The sequence below is a fragment of the Pantoea sp. RIT-PI-b genome, from assembly GCF_001187905.1.
Lineage (GTDB): Bacteria > Pseudomonadota > Gammaproteobacteria > Enterobacterales > Enterobacteriaceae > Pantoea > Pantoea nemavictus.
The window spans coordinates 230,960-251,457 of sequence record NZ_LGIS01000026.1 but is presented as its reverse complement, the minus strand read 5'-3'; the positions used below and the strand labels follow the sequence as shown (position 1 = coordinate 251,457).

The window sequence follows — 20,498 nt, the reverse complement described above, 5'->3', positions numbered from 1 at the left end:
ATTCCTTATTATTCCGGTTGGTGATCCTGACAACAGGGGCAACGCTCAACCGCCGTCACTGACATATCGGCGATGCCCGCACAGTCCCATTCGACGCGTAACGGCCCCGTCAGATCGCCGGCGTGCAAATACTTGCTCACCGGACTTTCCGTCATGCCGCTGATCTCCTCGGTGGCTACCAGCTGGTCGCCAAGATAAATGCGCGCCGTGGCTTGGGTATTCACCATCCGCTCATCGCGGAGTTGATACAGGCGCTTAACGGTAAGTTTGATGCTGCTCATGGCTCAATTCCGCGTCCCAGAGAAAAGGGAGATCTAAACTGTTATGGTGGCTAAAAGCAACAATCTCGCACTATTCAACGCGATAGTGATGCAAGCCTTGATGATCGATTTCACTGCTGTCGGTCGCGGCCAACAGCCACTCTTCCAGACGTTCGATAAGCGCGCCATCCGCCAGCTGCAGTTTGCCGCGCAGCGCGCACTCCCAAACAATCAGAACTTTCCATCCTCCTTCACGCAGTTGCTCTATATAACGCCGATCGCGCTCGACGTTGCTGTTAATTTTGCCACTCCAGAATTCAGTGCGCGTAGCGGGCATCTTGAATAAATAGCAGTGATGTCGATGCCAGAAACAGCCATGGACAAAGATGATCGCTTTCTCGCTCGGCAAGACAAAATCGGGTCGGCCCGGCAAGGCTTTGTCCTGTACACGATAAGTAAAACCACGATCTTTCAGAATTAAGGCAATACGCTGTTCAATTGCCGTGTCCTGATTGCGAATGGCGCGCATGTTTTTGCTGCGAATAGCTTGCGAATGAACGTCTGCCATGGCGTTTCCTTGTTTTGGCGCTTCTTCAACTTTAGCGGTTTAGGGCAAAAGCGAAAGCACGCGAGACAAAGAGTGTGGCGTACATCGGCACAGCCGCATTCAGCAGCCACGTTAGCGAAACGCATTAAAGCGAGCGCGATTCAATTAATCCGTTTGCATAACCCATTGGGCTCATTAACGCTTTGATCGCCGTTTCGTGCCAGTCATGCATAAAATAACGCTGCGATTATTCTGTAAAAACACACCCAGCCGCTGCGCTTTATTATCAAAATCATCCACTTCTTTTTTGACTTATAAAGCAGCCAGTAATTTCACTAAATTCAGCAATGGCACTCACCAACACATTAACAATCAAATAGTTATACTGCTGTGGCGCGCTCAATTTCCTTTCCAATTTTATAGGATTGACCATGGTAAAAAACCCGGACAGTGCCAATCTTGATACGCCTACTGGCAGCAGTAATACGCTTCAGGTGCTGGATGCCAATGGCAACCCGCTCTCATTCAGTAAAATGGTGCTTGAACTGGCGAATGCCGGTGGCGGCGAAGCGCTTATTCAGCTGCGCGACGTCGCGGCGCTACGTGCCACCGAGCCGAAAAAAGTCGGTGAGCTTGCTTCCGTACTGGAGTACACCACCGGTACGGCGATGGGCGGCGGTCTATTCGTTTACGACATTACCGATAAAACCACGCCTGAAGATTATGGGTTGAATATTGTGACCGCCAAAGGCGCGCGCTGGAAACGAGTGGTTTTTGACTATAACAGCGTCACGGTATTGGATTTTGGCGCGGTGGCGGATGGCAAAACCGATTGCCTTGAAGCCGTAACGCGCATGTTTAACTGGTCACAGAAGAATTATCCCGCTACCGGCATTCGTTTTACCGCCGGCAGATTCTTTATCTCAAAATTTGATATTGCCGCGAAGGAAGTTAACCGCTTTAAACTTTCGGGAGCGCCAGTCAACTTCGGCTATTTTCCCACAACAACACTGCTTTCGGATCGCAAAGATAACGAAGTGATGTTCTCGGTAAAAGCGCGCTATGTTGAAATCTCCGGCTTTGTCGTCGAAGGCGAAAGCCTGCAAAATTCGCTGCCGGCCAATAGCAAAGGCTTCTTTAAAAATATTATTGAAGCCGGTCAGTTCCTGCGCGTCAGCAGCATGGAGTTCCGTTATTTAGGCGGCCGCGGATTGGATCTGCTCGACACACTCGATTGCAAAATCGACCAATGGTATGCGCGCAATTGTCAGAACTCACTGATTCATGCCTATTGGTCGGATAATCCCAACGGCAAATGGGATCACTCTACCGCTATCGAACTCTCCAACTTTAATATTCAGCGCAACAGCGCGCATCCGGCGATCTATGCACCGCGCTGCACCCAATCGCTGATTCGCAATGGCTGGATTGAACACTCCAGCGATCCCGGCGATCTCTCTAATGGCCAGTGGATTATTGAGGCGATGAATATCGAAGCCTGCGACTCTCCGCTGAATATGGCCTATTGCCGCACTATCACTTTGCAAAAGAATATTCAGGGCAGCCACGGCTTTGATTTCACGCCGCCTCCCACCGACAGCGAATGGCTGTCGGAATATGAGCGCGGTTCGATTGAGATTGATAGTAGCGGCACCATTATCAACGGCTCGCTGAATTATGATTACGTCACGTCGCAGCATGCGATGGATAACCGTAGTGCGAAAGAAGCCTGGTGGTGCGTTGGCGAAATTCAGCTGAAGCAGTCGCAGCAGGCGCATATGCGCGTAATTGGCAATGCGCAATACAACAGCATGTCCGGCACTCAGGTTGATTTCAGCGATCGTACCGCCGAAGGTGTTGGCCACATCTATTTCCAGATGCTGAATAGCCAGATTGCCTGCAGCTGGTATAGCGAAGGTTCCTGCCCGATTACCAAAGTCCATATTGAGCAGATCAAAACCGGCGAGTGTCGTATCTACGTCAAAGTGGCGGTGTATAGCGGCTTTACCAAAGTCCTGCTCGATACCAACAGTGAGGATCGCCATCGCGCTGGCGTGCATTTCCTCTATCGTAAAGTGTTTACCAAATGCGCGGAGGAAAAAGCCGCCGAGCTGGATGAAGCGGTCAAAACACCGGTGGTATTTGAGCAGCACTGGACCGGCAATAAAAGCGTCGGTTTCGGTTACAACAACAACGGCGAATTGCTGCTGCGCGCCGCCAAAGCCAACGCGGCGGAGTACAACGAAACGCCCGAGTTGGTGAAAGTACGCATCAATGGCGTGGAATACGCGCTGGAAGCGCGCAAGAAGAAGTAATGCCGATTGGCGGGCACGTCCCGCCAATATCATCAGCGCCTGAGGAGTGATAGCATAGCCGCTTCACTGTTAAGGAAAAACGCATGCTTGCTATCGACCCCGCCGCGCCCGTCTCGCCCTCCCCGTTAACCACCGCTCAGGATGACGCGACGTCGCTGTTATTGCAGGTGCTCGATATCTATGCCGCACGTGATGTGGTGATCACCCTTAGCGAAGCCGGTGGCCGCGACTGGAACGTGCCGCGTTTGAATCGTATTCGTGCCGGTAAAAGTGTTGCTCCGCCGCTCTCCAGCGCTGAAGTGGCCAGCCTGCAAGCGCTGCTGCCTGCACGTCCGGCGCATTATGACGATGCCCGCTTCCAGTTTGTCGATCTGTTTGCCGGCATTGGCGGCATTCGTCGCGGGTTTGAGCAGATTGGCGGCCAGTGCGTGTTTACCAGCGAATGGAATAAAGAAGCGGTGCGCACCTATAAAGCCAATCTGTATAGCGATCCGCAGCAGCATCAGTTTAATAGTGACATCCGCCTGGTCACGCAGCCGGCAGGCATCAGCGATGAGCAGGAAATTTATCAGCATATCGATCGCACCATTCCCGATCACCAGGTGCTGCTGGCCGGCTTTCCCTGCCAGCCCTTCTCGCTGGCGGGCGTCAGCAAGAAGAATGCGCTGGGCCGCGCGCACGGATTTGAGTGCGAAGCGCAAGGCACGCTGTTCTTCGACGTGGCGCGCATTCTCGCGGCCAAAAAGCCACCGTTCTTCGTGCTGGAAAATGTCAAAAACCTCAAAAGCCATGATAAAGGCCGCACTTTCGCCATCATCATGGCAACGCTGGATGAACTCGGCTACGACGTAGCGGATGCCAACGACAGCGGCTTACCGGATGCGAAGATTATTGATGCGCGCCACTTCCTGCCGCAGCATCGTGAACGCATTGTGTTGGTGGGTATTCGACGCGATAGCGGACTCAGCAACGGCTTTTCACTGCGCGCCCTGCCCGCGCTCTATCCGCCAAACGTACCGCCGCTGCACACTCTGCTGGAAGCGCAGCCGGAGGCGAAATATACGCTGTCGCCCATCTTGTGGAACTATCTGTATCAGTATGCGAAGAAGCATAAAGCCAAAGGCAACGGTTTTGGTTTTGGCCTGAACGATCCGCGTATTGAGAATATCTGCGTGCGCACCTTATCGGCGCGATATTACAAAGATGGCTCGGAAATTTTGATCGATCGCGGCTGGGATCATGCGCAAGGCGAAGCGGATTTCCAGCAGGCCGACAATATGGCGCGCCGCCCGCGCCGGTTAACGCCGCGCGAATGTGCCCGTCTGATGGGGTTTGAAGCGCCGGGCGAAAGCCAGTTCCGCATTCCTGTATCCGATACCCAAGCTTACAAGCAGTTTGGCAATTCGGTGGTGGTGCCGGTATTTGCTGCGGTGGCGCAGCTGTTATTGCCGCTGATTGAGCAATACACCACGCAAAAAGCCTAGCTATTCAGGACCACAATTTTATTTAGGGCCGCGCTTTATGCTGTTTTCCGCTTAATCGCGCCCGCTGTCACCAAACTGTCACGCATGCTGCCAATACTCCTGTTTTATTTTTTGGAGGCGTGTGATGTCACTCCTGTCCGTTCTTTCTCTGCCGCATCGACTGCGCGCGCGGTTATCCCTGCGCATACCGCTGTGGCTCACCAGTTTACGTAGCCAGTTTTTGCTGTTCATTCTGCTGTTCTGCCTGCTGCAATTTGCGGGTGTGTTGCTACTCAACAACCACGTCAAGCAGACGCAAACCTCGCTGCAACAGGCGAATCAACTGCGTGAACGCCTGGCCCTGCTGGATAAAGCCCGTATCGAACTGCTTACGGCCAGCGATAGCAGCCATCGCGCCGGCATCTATTTAATGCAGGACCAGCAAAGTGGCTCGGTGGACAGCTGGAAAAGCCTCGCCACGGCGGCCGATGATTCGCTGCAACAGGCGCAGCAACAGTTTGCCGCCTACCACGCTAACGCCGAAAGTCCGCTGGCGCAGGGTTTCGCTATGCTGGCGCAAGGATTGCAGGAGCAGTTGAAAGGACTGGCAGCCAACGACATCAACGCCTTTTTTATGGTGCCGATGCAGGCATTCCAGCAGCAGTTTAATGATGCCTGGTTCAGTGAAATCGAGCAGGCCAACCAGCAACTGAGCAGCGTTAACCAAAACACACTCAGCACCTTGAAACAGAGCCGCAATATGTCGCTGATGGTCAGCGCGGTACTGATGGCCTTATTGGTGCTGGCCTCCAGCTTACTGATGCGTGGCGTGCTTTTGCCGCTGCGGCGTGCCAATACGCAGCTGGCACAGATCGCTACCGGTGATCTGCTGGCCTGCGATAACACCCCGCGCCGCCAATCCCTGGAAACGCGTCAGTTGTTTTTGTCGATTGATACCATGCGTCGTGGCCTGCAACAGATCGTTCGCGATATTAATACCGTGGCGGTCAGTGTCGCCGCCGGTGCTGAAGATATGCAGCAGCATAATGAGCAGGTGATGCAGCAACATCAGAAGCAGAACGCCAGCTTCCATCATCTGTCGCAACGGTTGGATCGCGTCTCAGAAGAGGTGGAGATCGGCGCCCAGTTCTCCCAGCAGGCAACCCAGGAGGCACAGTCTGCCGATGCGTTAATGCGTAACTGCGCGGTGGAAGTCGATAACATGGAGAATCAGATGCAGCAGATTGTTACGGCTTCCGATGACATCGCCGGGATTGTGGGCATGCTGGATGATCTGTCCATGCAAACGCGGCTGCTGTCACTCAATGCCGCGATTGAATCCGCTCATGCCGGCGCTTATGGCCGCAGCTTTTCGGTCGTCGCCAAAGAGATGGGTTTGCTGTCACAGCAAAGTGGCGCATCTACGCGTCAGATCGATGGATTGATTCAGCACACGCAGCAGCATGTGCATGATGGCTTCGATAAAGTGAAAGCGCTCGAGGTACTGTTCGGACAAATCAGCGCTGCGGTTTCCGGCGTGGTGACGCAATTGAATGAGCTGCAGCAAAATAGCGCCGCGCAAAGTCATCGGGTGAAAAAGATCGCACTAGAAGTGGTGGAGATGAGTGGCCAACTGCAACAAAACGAGGCGTTGAACGCGCATCAGGTGCAATCCGCTGTTCAACTGCGTGAGTTATCGGACCGGCTGGCGCAGCGCGCGCAGCAGTTCCGCATCAGTCATGGTTAAAACGCAGCCACAAAAAACCCGTCATCTGACGGGTCTGTGGCTTATTTCTTCTTCTTGCCTTTCTTCAGCAGCGTACGTATCTGCTTCAGTTCTGCGGCAGAGAGCTGATCCGAAGACGCTTCTTGCGTATCCAGACTATCAATGGCCGGTTGCGCAACCGCATCTAAACTGGCCTGCAGGCGATTAACGATCTCCTGGCTCATGGAGATTTGGTTATCGGCGGCTAACTGTTTGATGTGTTCTTTCAGCGCCGGGTCAATTTTAATGGTTAAGTTAACGGTCTCGGTCATTTTCATACTCCCTTTTGATTTACAACAACGTAGCGGAAGCCGACGAAAGTTAACAGAGTGTCATAAAAATTTAATATTAGGAGTGTATGGGACTGAAATCCCTTAACACCGATTCATCGATTGAGGTCAAATTCCCCTGCAACTCCGCACACAGTTTGCCCATATAGTGCACCAGGAAATCAGCGTTGTGCTCAGCTAACAAGCGCCCGGCTTCGGTTTGCATGGTTTGTGGTAATCCCAGCAGCTTTTTCTGGAAGTGATCCAGCGTCCACTTTACATCATCCAGTTCGCGATCCTTGCCCAGTGGATCGTCGCTATCAAACAACGGCCTTCCTAACGCACCGGCAGTGTAGAAAACGCGTGCCAGGCCGATAGCACCTAAAGACTCGAGACGATCGGCATCCTGCACAATTTTCGCTTCCAGGGTTTGCGGCGCGATACGCGCGCTAAAGCTGTGGGCCTGAACCGCATGCGCGACGGCGTCCAGCAATGCGAAGGGAAAGTCAGGGAAATCCTGCTGCAAAATGCGGCGCGTCTCTTCGGCCGCGTAGGTTGAAGCTAAATGACGCTCAGGGTGATTTTTCGGCAGGTTAACCACATCGTGGAAATAGCAGGCGGTCATCACCACCATAGGATCGGCGTCGCTGTGCTGCATGATGCGTTTGGCACTCATCCACACGCGGCGCAGATGCGCGATATCATGGGCTTTATCATCATGCAGCCAGTTCAGCTGCAGCCAGTTCTCGTAGCGTTGTTGCCAGTGAGTAAGTGACATCGTGCTTCTCCTGTTATTGCTGTTATCTGGGTTCCTCGGGACATCATAGCGGCCTGGTCATGACACTTTTTTTACATCCTTCCTGGATGGGCAAAGTGAAAAAATGAGATCCCGATCTTGTTATAGCGCTGTTAATAGCTGTTGCCTAGCATGCGCAGCGATTTAGGCATTTCCTTACTGCCGTTTAAGTTAAATAACTCTGTTTAACAGGAGTAATGTATTTCGATTGTGTACAAATTTCGCTTAGGCCATTTATTCTAGTTAAATGTGCTGATTTATCCGCTCCAGGGAGGGCAGATCAACGCGACATAATCTGAAAAGGTTCCCATTATGGGCTTTATAACGTACTGTATCTGGAAAAATTCTGGCTTCTGAACCTTTAGAAGTCCTTTTCAGCACACATTTTGCTTATGAACCATTTTTAAAACCTAAAATTGCAAGAATAGCCTGATACTAAGGCGACAAATTATTAAGCAAACTGATTCAAACCCATTATGCTAACGCTCACATCTACGGATGCGAGGGGATTCTTCGCAGTTTTCGGGTTTGTGACACAATAAGAGGTATGCAATGAAAGAACGGCCGATTCTTTTTTCCGAACAGCGGGTGCGCGCCCTGCTGGTTGGCCAGCAGACACAGACCCGGCGCATTATGAAAACTCAGGCCTTTGGCCCGGGTCAGGATCATCACGAAGGCGTGCATGCCTTTGACGTCAGTGCTAATCATCTGCACGGCTATAAATTAATGTCGATGACCGATGTCAGCTCGCACTGTCCGTTTGGTCAGGCTGGCGATGGTTTATGGGTGCGTGAAACCTGGCGCGGCCCGATCGTTCCGGAAGCGTTGTTGGCTGAGTATGAACGCGATCCGCTGCCGTTCCGTAGTCCGGCATTTTGCCAGTATCGCGCCGACAGCAACGAGCTGGGGCAACTGGATGAGAATTTGCAAAATGCCGAGCAGTTTGGCTGGCAAACCGCCATTCATATGCCGCGTTGGGCTAGCCGCATCGATCTGCAAATAACCTCGGTACGTGCCGAGAAGATTCAGGATATCAGTGAAGATGACATTATGGCGGAAGGCGTGCAGACCGATACGCACTTCCTGAATAACTTCTTTACGATGAATATGAATTCCGAATCGCCGAAAGAAGCCTATCGCAAAGCGTGGCAGAAACAGTACGGTGCCACTAGTTGGGAAGTGAACCCGTGGGTATGGGTGATTGCGTTCCAGCGTGTTGAACGCTAACGCGAATCGCTGCCACGCCCGTACTCGTAAGGTCGTCATTCATGACGACCTTTTTATTTCCTCGCCATTACTTTTCCGCTTTGCCACGCTAATCACAGACAAATCCCCTACTAACTGGTTGAATAACCGGCTTTGATTCCGCGCTGGCACTTTCTACTGCGCTGCGCCAGCATACTGTTTTCAGCCAAAGAGTGAGTGACGCAATGTTCAAATGGCCGTGGCACGCGCAAATAGAGACGTCATTACTGGCGCTACCCTGGCAACAGGCGCTGGCGCAGCCGATCTTTTCCCTGCTCGACCAGGAAGAACAATCCGCTCTCACTGCGCTGGCTCAGCGCTTCCTGCAGCAGAAAAAAATCTCTCCCCTGCAGGACCTGCAACTTAATGAACTGCTGCTGGCGCGTTTAGCGCTGCTGTTTTGCCTGCCTGTATTAAAGCTTGGCATTGAGTGGCTCGACGGTTTCCATGAAGTGCTGATCTATCCCGAGCCATTCAACGTTGATGACCGCTGGGAAGATGATAACAGCCTGGTCCATCACGCACCGGCAGTACACGCCGGACAGAGCTGGACGCAAGGCCCGGTAGTGCTGAATGCGCTGGATATTCAGGACTCTTTCGACCTCTCTGGCTTCAATCTGGTGATCCATGAAGTGGCACACAAACTTGATGCGCGCGGCAGCGGCTACACCAGCGGTATTCCGGTAATGCCATTGCGCGATGTCGCCAACTGGGAAAAGGACCTGCAGCACGCGATGGCAGAGATTGAGGCTGAAGTGGAGTTAGTGGGTGAACAGGCAGCCACTATCGATCCCTACGCCGCGAGCGATGCGGCAGAGTGCTTTGCCGTGCTGTCGGAATATTTTTTCAGCGCACCGGATTTACTGGCTAACCGTTTCCCGGTGATGTATCGCCATCTGCAGCAGTTCTATCGCCAGGATCCGCTGGCGCGCCTGGCGTTACTGACAGCAGAACCTGCTTAAATCGCGATCGCTTTGTACTAATGCTAGCCAGTTGAATATAAATGTGTTTTAAGCTGTTGACACCGCCACGAGGCGCCATTAATATTCGCCTCGTTCACACGATTCCTCTGTAGTTCAGTCGGTAGAACGGCGGACTGTTAATCCGTATGTCACTGGTTCGAGTCCAGTCAGAGGAGCCATATTTAGAGAAGCCCGCTTAGGAAACTAAGCGGGCTTTTTGCTTTTACACTTCCGCAAGAATCGCATGATGTGAATATAATTTCCGCTCAAAACCCTCTCATTACTTATGATAATAACGTTAAGTATTGCAGAAATGTCTCGTTTATTTAGCCGATTATTTTTTTAGTGAAATGCTTAATGGTTTTGTAATTTTAATCGAGAATTAAACCTCTTACCGTTGTGCATTACCCATCATTGATAATAGGATTAACCCTCAATTACCGAAACATAGTATTAAGCATGCCAAAGGTAATTGTGCGCCTTTTATAAAAAGGGAGTGAAGGATATGTTAAAGGTTAGTTTTTGCGATAAAAAAATCAGAACCCTTTTTTTTAAATATGCTTCCGCCACAACGGCAAGCATTGCTGCGGTTGCTCTGTTTTGGGATATCCCTAAAGAGTATAAGCATTACTCCGGATTGGCTTGCATAGCTGTTCTAGTAATGATTTATCTCCTGTTATGGTATAAAGCCAACAAACTTACAGCAATTAACTTATCTGTTGAAGGAAGCACAGTAACTATTAAAACTGGCGATATTTTCGCTGAGCAAGGATTAAAAGCGATTGCTTTTAATGAGTACTTTGATACTAAAGTGGATAACATAGTTATTGCTCATCAGAGTCTCAACGGCCAGTTTGTTACGGATCAACTCACCTGCTCAGTGCAACAATTGGATACCTACATTGATGAATATTCCTACGAAGAAGAAGACTTTGCTGAAATTAATTCAACGCGGTTATCCGGCAAGAATCAACGCTATAAAATAGGGACAATTTGCGTCTGGAATGAGTACTTGCTGACGGCTTTTTCTAAATTCAACAAGTATAACGAAGCTCATTTATCCATGCCTGAATATCTTGAGTTCCTGATTAACTTTTGGAATAAGGTCAACCGCGTTTATGCTCAGCAAAGTGTTACTGTGCCGATTTTTGGTTCGGGTATAACACGAATTAAGGGGCATAAGCTGATCAGTGATGAAGAGTTGCTAAAAATCATGTTATGGACATTCAGGGTCAGTGAAATGCGATTTACCCATCCTGCGAAATTAACAATAATTATTCATGAAGACAAGATTAGTAAAGTAAACCTATTTGAGCTTCAGATGGCAAGAAGCGGCTTATAAACTCCCTGCAAAATTTAACAGGCGAGGCACATACAGTTATTAAACCTCATAATTAAATAGTTTTAAGTCGAGAAAAAGACTTTACACAAGGGACATCTTTCAACTGAAGTATAGGTAGGATTTTTCACAACAAAGGAGTGACAAACCATGTTATACCGTACCAAAACATACATTGCGGGTGAATGGGATGGCGATCAGGATGCCATTGAACAATTACATACCTGGAATGAGAGCAAATACTGGGACTTCTCTTTCACCGACGCTCACGATATAACACAAGCCAGAGATAGCAGTTTAAATTGCAATATAAAATCGTCCCTTGCAACACGCTTAAATGCCTCAAAAACATTTGTCCTCATCGTCGGAAACAATACCAAGGCAGCACGGAGTGGCGGCTGTCGATACTGTGATAGCTACAATAGTCTAAGTAGTCAATGTGACCGGGGATACTCAGTAGATCATCGAAGTTATATTGAGTATGAATGCGATAAAGCCTTGAAGGACGACTTAAACATCATCGTTCTGTACAATGCAACCACAATTAATAAATCCAAATGTCCTGACGTCTTAAAGGGTGTCGGAACGCATACCGCTATGCGCTCAACCCACGGTTGGGATTACCTCGCGGTTAAAAACGCGCTCAATTAATTTCCGCTATAAAAAAACCCGCTGGCCTAACAGCGGGTTTTTTATTCCTCAGCGCACAGCTCATTCCAGTAGCTGTAGCGTATTACATGGTGTAGGCGCTCATCTCTCATAGTAGCGATACACCGATGGATGGAATTCAACGCCATACAGTTGGCTGATGGGAATCAGCAGGTCGATATGGTTGCTAAGATCGAATTCGCGCTCTTCTGCTCTCGGCTTCTCGCCATTGACCAGTTGGTTAAACCACTGCTGCAAGAGGTGTTTCATTGCCAGCTTCTCCACAAATGATTGACGCTGACAGTAAACCTCACCCAGAGATATAACCAAAACGATTAGTTGTGCGCTTCTTTGCCAGGTTATGCATATAAAAAAAGTGCGCATAACAGCGCACCCTTTAAACAACCGTAAAGTCGCCATTCATGGCGGCCAGAGAAAATCCGCCTATCCTCTGCTCTTTGCCATCATCTTACGGTAGTTATTCAGCCATTTACCGCTGGTTAGACGCCACCAGAAGAACACGCCGCGCACCGTCCAGTCGAGGAACATTCCCAGCCACACGCCGACGACACCCATGCCGAGCACAATGCCGAGGAAATAGCCGGCCACCACGCGTGCGCCCCACATGCTGAACATCGATACATACATGGTGTAACGCGCATCACGCGCCCCCTTGAGGCTGGCTGGCAGCACCCAGGACGCGGTCCAGATCGGCATAAAGGCGGCATTCAGCCAAATCAGATGCTTAGTGACTGAAATCACTTCCGGATCGCGGCTGTAAAACTGCGCTAAGGTTCCAGCCAGCGGTACGGTAATCAACGCCAGCGAACACAAGCCAATCATCGCCAGCCAGAACACGTGTTTGATTTGCCGCTCAGCCTGCATCACCTGATTGAGCCCCAACCTGCGGCCGGTAATGATGGTTGAAGCCGAACCCAGCGCGTTACCCGGCAGGTTGATCAGCGAAGCAATCGAGAAGGCAATAAAGTTACCGGCGATTTCATTGGTACCCATGCCGGCGACAAAAATCTGCGTCAGCAACTTACCGCCGTTAAATAGTACCGATTCAATACTGGCAGGCACACCGATGCCCAGCACTTCCATCAGGATGTTGCGATCCCAGCGGCGGAAATAGCTGGCGATAGAGATTTTCAATGCCGGAGTAATGCCGCGATACAGCACGTAAATCGCCGCTGCCGCGCCGATATAGCGCGAAATAGTTAGCCCCAACCCGGCGCCGACAAACCCCATCCCTTCCCATCCAAGGCAACCGTAAATCAGCACGCTGCTGATCACGATGTTGAGGATATTCATGCCGCCGTTGATCAGCATTGGAATTTTAGTATTGCCCGCGCCACGCAATGCACCGCTGCCAATCAACGCAATCGCCGCTGCGGGATAGCTCCACGCCGAGGTTTGCAGATAACTCAGCGCCAGCTCTTTCACTTTGGGATCGGCGCTGCCGGCGATCACGTCAATGATCAGGTGCCCCCAAAACTCGATAGCGATCACCAGCACAAACGCCAGCGCCGTCATCAATCCCAGCGACTGGCGCGTAGCGGCTCGTGCACGTTTACCGTTGCGTTTTGCCAGGCTGAACGCCACCACCACCGTGGTGCCGAGATCGATTGCGGCAAAGAAAGAGATAATTACCATATTGAAGCTGTCGGCCAGACCAACGCCCGCCATCGCCTCTTTACCCAGCCAGCTCACCAAAAAGGTACTGAGGACGCCCATCAGCATCACACAGAGGTTTTCGATAAAGATGGGCACGGCTAATGGGGTAATTTCACGCCAGAACAACGTACGATAAGAGCGACGTTTGGGATACCACGCCGTGTTTCTGACCGCCCGCATCACTGCTACGCCAGGATTTTGCAAGGGATTACCAAATCACTTTGGAGAGGAAGAAGAGTAATAATGATGATAGGCCACTGAGAATTATGCAAAGTGTTTCCCATCACCATTTAATCATTATTACAAACTTTTTGTCGCCACCACCGCAGGATCGGCTGCGCCGCCCAAATAGGCGCTGCGCACTTCGTCATTATTGAGCAACTCTGTGCCGCTCCCGCTCAGGCGAATCTCACCGTTGACCATCACATAACCCCGATCCGCCAGCTGTAGCGCATGCCGCGCGTTTTGCTCCACCAGGAACAACGTCATGCCCTGCTGCGTCAACTCACGCAGGATGGCAAAAATCTGCTTCACCACAATGGGTGCGAGGCCAAGGCTGGGTTCATCGAGCAGCAACAGTTTGGGTCGACTCATTAGCGCGCGGGCGATCGCCAGCATCTGCTGCTCGCCACCGGAAAGCGTCATGGCGCGCTGTTTGCGCCGCTCCAGCAGGCGCGGGAAAAGCTGGTACATCCGCTCTTTGTCCTGTTTAACAAAGCGCTCGCCAATGGCGATGGTGCCCATCAGCAGATTCTCTTCTACCGTCATATCGGGAAAAATGCGCCGCCCTTCCGGCGCCTGCGCAATACCGCTGGCGGCGATGAAATGGGTTGAGCGCTGACTAATCGCCTCGCCGTGTAAACGAATTTCACCACTGGTAATGCGCGGCTGGCCAAAGATTGACATCAACAGGGTCGATTTACCGGCCCCGTTGGCGCCAATCAGCGCCACGGTTTCACCCTGATTAACGGTTAATGAAACCTGTTTCAGAGCCTGCAGCGGACCGTAAAACACGTCTACCTGCTCAAACGCCAGCATCGGTTCAGCCATGGTCGCTCTCCTCTTCTGCACCAAGATAGGCGGCTATCACTTTAGGATCGTGACGAATTTGCTGCGGCGTGCCCTGCGCAATCACATCACCGTGATCCAGCACCACGATGTGGTCAGAAATGCGCATCACCATCGGCATGTCATGTTCAATCAGCAACACGCTAATGCGATGATCGGCGCGCAGGCGATGCAAAATCTGGCTCAGCGCTTCGGTTTCCACCGGATTCAACCCAGCCGCCGGTTCGTCCAGGCAAATTAACTCTGGCCGCGTACACATGGCGCGCGCAATCTCCAGCCTGCGCTGCTGGCCATAAGAGAGCGTGCCCGCCAGTCGGTTAGCGCTGGAGACCAAATCAACATTTTCCAGCCAGTAGAAGGCGCGATCCAGCGCGCGGTTCTCCGCTTCGCGATAGCCGCGCGTGTTCAGTACACCCGCCAGCAACTGGCGATTAACTTGCATATGCTGCGCCACCAGCAGATTCTCAATCACCGACATCTCACGGAACAGGCGGATATTCTGGAAGGTGCGCGCCAGTCCAGCGCGGTTAACCAGATGCGCCCCGCCAAACATTTTGTACCAGAGGCGCGAACCCAGCCGTGCCGGATTAATCAAGTCTGCCGCATGGATTTTCTGCCCCAGCACCTGAATCACATCGGTGCTGCGCTGGTTAGCATTCAGCACAATGCGGCCACCGCTCGCGCGATAAAAGCCGGTCAGGCAGTTAAACACCGTGGTTTTGCCTGCGCCGTTAGGGCCAATCAGCGAGGTGACCGAACCGCGTTCTACCGCCAGGCTGACATCATTCAACGCTTTAATGCCGCCGAAGCGCATCATCAGGTTGTTCACTTGCAGAATGGCATCACTCATGACGCACTCCTTTGCGCAGCGGCACCCCGACGCGCGCCGTGCGCACTAACCCGCGGGGCCGCCAAATCATCATCAGCACCATCAACATGCCGAACAGCAGCACGCGATACTCGGCAAAGCTGCGCAGCAGTTCAGGTGCCACCGTCAGGACAAACGCTGCCAGTACCACGCCCAACGTCGAACCCATACCGCCGAGCACCACAATGGCGAGGATCAGTGCCGATTCAAAAAAGGTAAACGAAGTGGGATTGACGAACCCCTGATAGCTGGCAAAAAACACCCCGGCAATGCCTGCCGTGGAAGCACCCAGCATGAAGGCGGAAAGCTTAACCAATACGTGATTGAGCCCCATCGCGCGGCAGGCAATTTCATCTTCACGCAGCGCTTCCCAGGCGCGGCCAATCGGCATGCGCGTCAGGCGGTGTTTGATCCACAACACCAGCAGCACCACCAAAACCAGTACTACATAAATGAAGATAAACTTCATGTTTGGGTTGTAGGTGACATGGAAGAACTCGTGATACGGCACGCCGCCTTCGCGCGCGCGTCGGGCAAACTCAAGGCCTAAAAAGGTCGGCGACGGAACGGAAACACCGTTCGGACCGCCGGTAAAGGAGAGCCAGTTTGTCAGCACCAGACGGATAATTTCACCGAAGCCGAGGGTAACAATGGCCAGGTAATCGCCGTGCATGCGTAGCACAGGAAAACCGAGTAGCGCCCCGGCAAAGGCGGCCAGCAGCGCCGCCAGCGGCAGCATGCTCCAGAAACCCAAGCCAAGATATTGATAGCCCAGCGCCAGGCCGTATGCGCCGATAGCGTAAAAGGCGACATAACCAAGATCGAGCAATCCGGCGAGGCCTACCACGATATTCAGACCCAGCCCGAGCAGCACGTAAATCAGACCGAGAATCGCCACCGTCAGCAGGTATTTGCTGGAGAGAAACGGAAAAGCCAGCGCCACGATCAGCAGCAGTGGCAATATCCAGCGCAAACGCGATCGATAGCCCGGATCGCGTACGTAAACGCCATCATCGCTACTGGCGAACCTGCGCATCATGCGCTGACCAAAGGGCGCGTGCACAAACAGGCTAAACAGCAAACGCCCCGCCATCACCACGGCAACCAGCAGCGCCACGCGCTGTGGCGACAGTTTGAAACTGTAACCGTCAAGTACTACGCCAACGATCGGCCCAAATACCACTAGCGCTATCAGCCCCGCCAACAGCGTGTCGAGCAGTGCCTGGCGCAACGGATTTTGCGTCATTGCATTCATCAAAGCTTCCTCACACTTTGGCGACCAGCGGTCGTCCCAGCAATCCTTGCGGGCGGAAGATTAAAATCACCACCAGCAGCGAAAACGAGAACACATCTTTGTAATCCGAGTTCACCATGCCGGCGAACTGCGCTTCCGCCACGCCAAGCAGCAATCCGCCCAGCATCGCGCCGGGCAGCGAACCGATACCGCCGAGCACCGCCGCCGTGAAGGCTTTAATGCCAATGATAAATCCGGCATAGAAATCAAAGGTGCCGTAATTCATGGTCACCAGTACACCGGCCAATCCGGCCATCGCCGCACCAATCACAAACACCAGCGAGATAACGCGATCGGTGTTGATGCCGAGAATCGATGCCATGCGCCGATCTTGCTGCACCGCGCGGCAGATACGCCCCAACCTGGTGTACTGGATGATCCACGTCAGCAGAGCCATGCCGCAAAATGCCGCGATCAGGATAAAGATTTTGGTCCAGGTGATTTGCACCACGCCGCCATCAATCTCCATGCGCAGCACACCGGTCAGCAGCGTTGGAATCCCCTGCTGATTCGGTCCCTGGCTGAGCTGCACGTAGTTCTGCAGAATCAGCGACATGCCGATCGCCGAAATCAGCGGCGCAAGGCGCGTGGAGTTACGCAGCGGCCGATAGGCAATACGTTCAATCGCCCAGCCATAGGCTGAGGTAACAATGATGGTGAAGATCAGGGTGCCGAAAATCAGCAGCGGAAAGGAGTGAATGCCGAAAAAGCTGAGCAGCGATAAGCCAATGGCGCACAGATAGGCGGAGATCATATACACCTCGCCGTGGGCAAAGTTGATCATCCCGATGATGCCGTAAACCATGGTGTAGCCGATGGCGATCAAGCCATAAACCGCCCCCAGTGTTAAACCGTTAATCAGTTGCTGTAAGAAAAAGGCGTCCATAATGTCGTCTCGTACTCAATGGGAGCGCACAGCTCGCGCTGAATCGCAAATGGCCCCGCACGTTGCGGGGCCGCGTGGCCGATTACAGCTGGTGGTATTTGCCTTTGTCGTCCCATTGATAAACGACGTAATCCGAGACTTTAAGATCGCCTTTACCATCCCAGGCTTTTTTGCCCATCACGGTGTCGACGCTGTTCGCTTTCAGCCATTCGCTGGCCTTCGCATTGTCTTTTCCTGCCGCTTTGTAAGCAGCCGCCAGCGTCTGCACTGAGGCGTAGGCATATAAGGTGTAGCCTTCTGGTTCGAAACCACCGGCGCGGAATTTCTCAATCACGGCTTTGCCATCGGCAATGGTGCGCGGATCGTTGCCAAAGGTCATATACACACCTTTGGTGTATTGCGGTCCGCCTGCCGCCGTCACCATCTCTTCGGTGACGATGCAATCACCGGAGAAGAAGGCCGCATTCACGCCTTGCTCACGCATCTGGCGCACCAGCGGGCCGGCTTCCGGGTGGCATCCGCCGAAATAGACCACGTCCGGTTTCAGCGCACCGATTTTGGTTACCAGCGCATTGAAATCTTTCTCTCCGCGCGACAGTCCTTCATACAGCACTTCTTTCACGCCGCGCTTCTCGAGCGAGGCTTTGGTGGCATCCGCTAAGCCCTGGCCGTAAGTGTCTTTGTCATGAATAATGACTACTTTCTTCGCCTTGAGCTTATCGATGATGTAGTCAGCGGCGATCGCGCCCTGCTGGTCATCACGCCCACACATGCGGAACATGGTTTTCATGCCGCGTTCAGTAATTTTCGGGTTGGTTGATCCGGGCGTAATCGCCAGAACGCCAGCTTCATCATAGACTTCCGACGCCGGCATAGTGGATGAGGAGCAGAAGTGGCCGACTACCGCCATCACTTTGTCTTGATCGACCAAGCGGTTGGCGACCGAGACCGCCTGCTTCGGTTCACAGGCATCATCGCCCTGCACCAGCACAATTTTTTCACCGTTAATACCGCCGGCGGCATTAATGTCTTCCGCGGCCTGGCTCGCGCCTTTCCAGTATTGCGCGCCATAGGTCGCATTGGGCCCAGAGAACGGACCGGCCACACCAATTTTAATATCTGCCTGAGCGTAAAAGGCCACGCTTAAACAACCTGCTATCGCCACCTTCATTGGGTGTTTTATGAATTTCAAAGACATGCTTTCAATCCTCAACGGGTCAGGAACGGAGCCATACCACGGCCTGGGAGAAATCAATTTCTGAAACTGCGGCAGAACAGAGTGCGGCCCACAAAACCCAAAGGATCGCCATGCATGGCGACCTGCTTTCAGTCACGCATCAATGCGCGCCCTGAACTCAACAGCATAGGTTTATGAAGGCCACGGTTGAAAATTAAGCAATAACCTCGCCAACTCACGAAAACGCGGGCGATTTTTTGCATTGGCATCGCTCCAGGACTGGAGACACGCGATGTAACATCCCTGCTGATCATAAACATAGCTAAGGTTACGCCAGTCACCAGCACCGCGATGGTGCAGAATGCGGTCGATCACAGATTCTTCATCGTTGTGAAGCGTTTATCCGCTATGCTCTGGTGAAAACAGTCCACGTTTCCTGAAGGAGAACCCATGAATACACAACGGAACGGATTGAGCAGCCAGCAAGCGCTGGACGAATTAGAGCGTCTGTACGACACGGCCGTTGATGCCTTGCGCAACGCGATTCGCGATTTCACTGGCAGTGGGCAGCTGCCGGATGAAGCGGCTCGCCAGCAAGGGCTGTTTGTTTACCCGCAGCTGCGCATTACCTGGCTGGGCGAAGGCCCGCAGAAAAACCGCACCCGCGCATGGGGACGCTTTACCCATACCGGCAGCTATAGCACCACCATCACGCGTCCGGCGCTGTTGCGCCACTATCTCAGCGAGCAGCTGCAGATGCTGGAGAAAGAGTATGAGGTGCTGATTGAAGTGGAGCCGTCACAGCAGGAGATTCCTTATCCTTATGTGATTGACGGCCTGTCGCTCGATCGCTCAATGAGCGCCAGCATCGCCCGCCACTTTCCCACCACCGAACTGTCACAGATTGGCGATGAAACCGCCGATGGCCTGTTCCATGCCAATGCGATTTTCCCGCTGTCGCATTTTGATGCGCTGCGTACCGATTTCTCGCTGGCGCGCCTGCGTCATTACACCGGCACCGGCGTTGAGCACTTCCAGCCGTTCGTGCTGTTCACCAACTACACACGCTATGTTGATGAGTTTGTGCGCTGGGCCATTGAGCAGGTGCAGGACCCCAATACGCCTTATGACAGCCTCGCCTGCGCCGGTGACGTGGTGATCACCGCGGATACCCAGGATCCGACTGCAATGATGTCCGATCTGGCGTGGAAGAAGCATCAAATGCCCGCCTGGCACCTGACCTCGCCTAATCGTCGCGGTATTACGCTGGTCAATATTGGCGTTGGTCCGTCCAATGCAAAAACCATCTGTGACCATCTGGCGGTGATTCGCCCACATGCCTGGCTGATGATTGGTCACTGCGGCGGCCTGCGCGAAAGCCAGACCATCGGCGATTACGTGCTGGCACATGCCTACCTGCGCGATGACCATGTGCTGGATAGCGTATTGCCGCCCGATATCCCGATCCCCAGCATCGCCGAAGTACAGCGTGCGCTGTATGACGCCACCAAAGCAGTGAGTGGTATGCCGGGTGAGGAAGTTAAGCAGCGTCTGCGCACCGGCACAGTCGTCACCACCGATGATCGTAACTGGGAGCTGCGCTACTCCGCTTCTGCGCTGCGCTTCAACCTGAGCCGCGCCGTGGCGGTTGATATGGAAAGCGCCACCATCGCTGCGCAGGGTTACCGCTTCCGCGTGCCGTATGGTACGTTGCTGTGCGTGTCCGATAAACCGCTGCACGGCGAGATCAAACTGCCCGGTCAGGCGAACCGCTTCTATGAAGGGGCGATATCTGAGCACCTGCAGATCGGCATCTGCGCAGTGGAACTGCTGCGTGCCGAGGGCGATAAGCTGCACTCAAGGAAGCTCAGAACCTTCAACGAGCCGCCGTTCAGGTAGTCATGATGAGTTCCGGCCCT

At 52.8% G+C, this 20,498-nt stretch carries 19 protein-coding genes and 1 tRNA gene; 9 read left to right on the top strand and 11 right to left on the bottom strand.

Annotated features, from left to right (window positions below; translation table 11 throughout):
- Window positions 1-8: 8 nt before the first annotated feature.
- On the bottom strand, window positions 9-281 hold the full coding sequence (locus AC790_RS17205; RefSeq protein WP_007891476.1) for a hypothetical protein: 273 nt from the start codon (window positions 279-281) through the stop codon (window positions 9-11).
- A gap of 70 nt (window positions 282-351) precedes the next feature.
- A complete protein-coding gene (locus AC790_RS17200) occupies window positions 352-828 on the bottom strand; it encodes a very short patch repair endonuclease (RefSeq protein ID WP_007891477.1) in 477 nt (158 codons plus the stop codon).
- Window positions 829-1,238: 410 nt separating this feature from the next.
- Between AC790_RS17200 and AC790_RS17195 the strand changes: the two genes are divergently transcribed.
- The 3 genes from AC790_RS17195 (at window position 1,239) to AC790_RS17185 (ending at window position 6,332) form a co-directional block, all read left to right on the top strand.
- A complete protein-coding gene (locus AC790_RS17195) occupies window positions 1,239-3,122 on the top strand; it encodes a hypothetical protein (protein WP_049852558.1) in 1,884 nt (627 codons plus the stop codon).
- Between the two features lie 83 nt (window positions 3,123-3,205).
- Window positions 3,206-4,606: a DNA (cytosine-5-)-methyltransferase gene (dcm, locus tag AC790_RS17190; RefSeq protein ID WP_049852557.1), complete on the top strand. Its 1,401-nt coding sequence runs from the start codon at window positions 3,206-3,208 to the stop codon at window positions 4,604-4,606.
- A gap of 124 nt (window positions 4,607-4,730) precedes the next feature.
- A complete protein-coding gene (locus tag AC790_RS17185) occupies window positions 4,731-6,332 on the top strand; it encodes a methyl-accepting chemotaxis protein (RefSeq protein WP_049852556.1) in 1,602 nt (533 codons plus the stop codon).
- Window positions 6,333-6,373: 41 nt separating this feature from the next.
- Here the strand turns inward: AC790_RS17185 and AC790_RS17180 are convergent, their stop codons facing one another.
- Both AC790_RS17180 and AC790_RS17175 read right to left on the bottom strand, forming a co-directional pair.
- Complete coding sequence (locus tag AC790_RS17180) at window positions 6,374-6,622, bottom strand: hypothetical protein (protein ID WP_007891485.1); 249 nt, start codon at window positions 6,620-6,622, stop codon at window positions 6,374-6,376.
- Between the two features lie 76 nt (window positions 6,623-6,698).
- Complete coding sequence (locus AC790_RS17175; protein ID WP_007891486.1) at window positions 6,699-7,397, bottom strand: phosphohydrolase; 699 nt, start codon at window positions 7,395-7,397, stop codon at window positions 6,699-6,701.
- 570 nt (window positions 7,398-7,967) lie between these two features.
- On the opposite strand from AC790_RS17175, the gene AC790_RS17170 reads away from it, so the two are divergent.
- The 5 genes from AC790_RS17170 to AC790_RS17150 all read left to right on the top strand — a co-directional run bounded on the left by AC790_RS17170 (window position 7,968) and on the right by AC790_RS17150 (window position 11,612).
- Window positions 7,968-8,642, top strand: coding sequence for a hypothetical protein (locus tag AC790_RS17170; RefSeq protein ID WP_007891487.1), 675 nt, complete (start codon window positions 7,968-7,970; stop codon window positions 8,640-8,642).
- A 203-nt stretch (window positions 8,643-8,845) separates the two neighbouring features.
- Window positions 8,846-9,622, top strand: coding sequence for a DgsA anti-repressor MtfA (mtfA, locus tag AC790_RS17165; protein WP_049852555.1), 777 nt, complete (start codon window positions 8,846-8,848; stop codon window positions 9,620-9,622).
- A gap of 103 nt (window positions 9,623-9,725) precedes the next feature.
- Window positions 9,726-9,801: transfer RNA gene (locus AC790_RS17160), tRNA-Asn, on the top strand.
- A gap of 326 nt (window positions 9,802-10,127) precedes the next feature.
- Complete coding sequence (locus AC790_RS17155) at window positions 10,128-10,964, top strand: macro domain-containing protein (RefSeq protein ID WP_049852554.1); 837 nt, start codon at window positions 10,128-10,130, stop codon at window positions 10,962-10,964.
- 147 nt (window positions 10,965-11,111) lie between these two features.
- Window positions 11,112-11,612, top strand: coding sequence for a molecular chaperone Tir (locus tag AC790_RS17150; RefSeq protein WP_049852553.1), 501 nt, complete (start codon window positions 11,112-11,114; stop codon window positions 11,610-11,612).
- A gap of 99 nt (window positions 11,613-11,711) precedes the next feature.
- Here AC790_RS17150 and AC790_RS25020 read toward each other — a convergent pair whose 3' ends face one another.
- From AC790_RS25020 to AC790_RS17115, 7 genes are all read right to left on the bottom strand, one after another.
- Window positions 11,712-11,879 (bottom strand): hypothetical protein, encoded by a 168-nt coding sequence (locus AC790_RS25020; protein ID WP_007891491.1) that lies wholly within the window; start codon window positions 11,877-11,879, stop codon window positions 11,712-11,714.
- Between the two features lie 174 nt (window positions 11,880-12,053).
- Window positions 12,054-13,466 carry an EmmdR/YeeO family multidrug/toxin efflux MATE transporter gene (locus tag AC790_RS17140; RefSeq protein ID WP_049852551.1) on the bottom strand — a complete coding sequence of 471 codons (1,413 nt, stop codon included), beginning with the start codon at window positions 13,464-13,466 and terminating at the stop codon, window positions 12,054-12,056.
- A gap of 120 nt (window positions 13,467-13,586) precedes the next feature.
- Window positions 13,587-14,336, bottom strand: a complete 750-nt coding sequence (locus AC790_RS17135; RefSeq protein ID WP_049852550.1) for an ABC transporter ATP-binding protein — start codon at window positions 14,334-14,336, stop codon at window positions 13,587-13,589.
- On the bottom strand, window positions 14,329-15,204 hold the full coding sequence (locus AC790_RS17130) for an ABC transporter ATP-binding protein (RefSeq protein WP_007891630.1): 876 nt from the start codon (window positions 15,202-15,204) through the stop codon (window positions 14,329-14,331). Before AC790_RS17130 ends, AC790_RS17135 begins: the two co-directional genes overlap by 8 nt.
- Window positions 15,197-16,477, bottom strand: coding sequence for a high-affinity branched-chain amino acid ABC transporter permease LivM (livM, locus tag AC790_RS17125; protein ID WP_049852549.1), 1,281 nt, complete (start codon window positions 16,475-16,477; stop codon window positions 15,197-15,199). The genes AC790_RS17130 and livM overlap by 8 nt, the downstream gene beginning before the upstream one ends.
- Before the next feature lie 10 nt (window positions 16,478-16,487).
- On the bottom strand, window positions 16,488-17,402 hold the full coding sequence (locus AC790_RS17120) for a branched-chain amino acid ABC transporter permease (RefSeq protein ID WP_007891628.1): 915 nt from the start codon (window positions 17,400-17,402) through the stop codon (window positions 16,488-16,490).
- Between the two features lie 82 nt (window positions 17,403-17,484).
- Window positions 17,485-18,600: a branched-chain amino acid ABC transporter substrate-binding protein gene (locus AC790_RS17115; protein WP_049852548.1), complete on the bottom strand. Its 1,116-nt coding sequence runs from the start codon at window positions 18,598-18,600 to the stop codon at window positions 17,485-17,487.
- 429 nt (window positions 18,601-19,029) lie between these two features.
- Here AC790_RS17115 and AC790_RS17110 point away from each other — a divergent pair, with 429 nt between their 5' ends.
- Window positions 19,030-20,478, top strand: coding sequence for an AMP nucleosidase (locus AC790_RS17110; protein ID WP_049852547.1), 1,449 nt, complete (start codon window positions 19,030-19,032; stop codon window positions 20,476-20,478).
- Window positions 20,479-20,498: the final 20 nt, after the last annotated feature.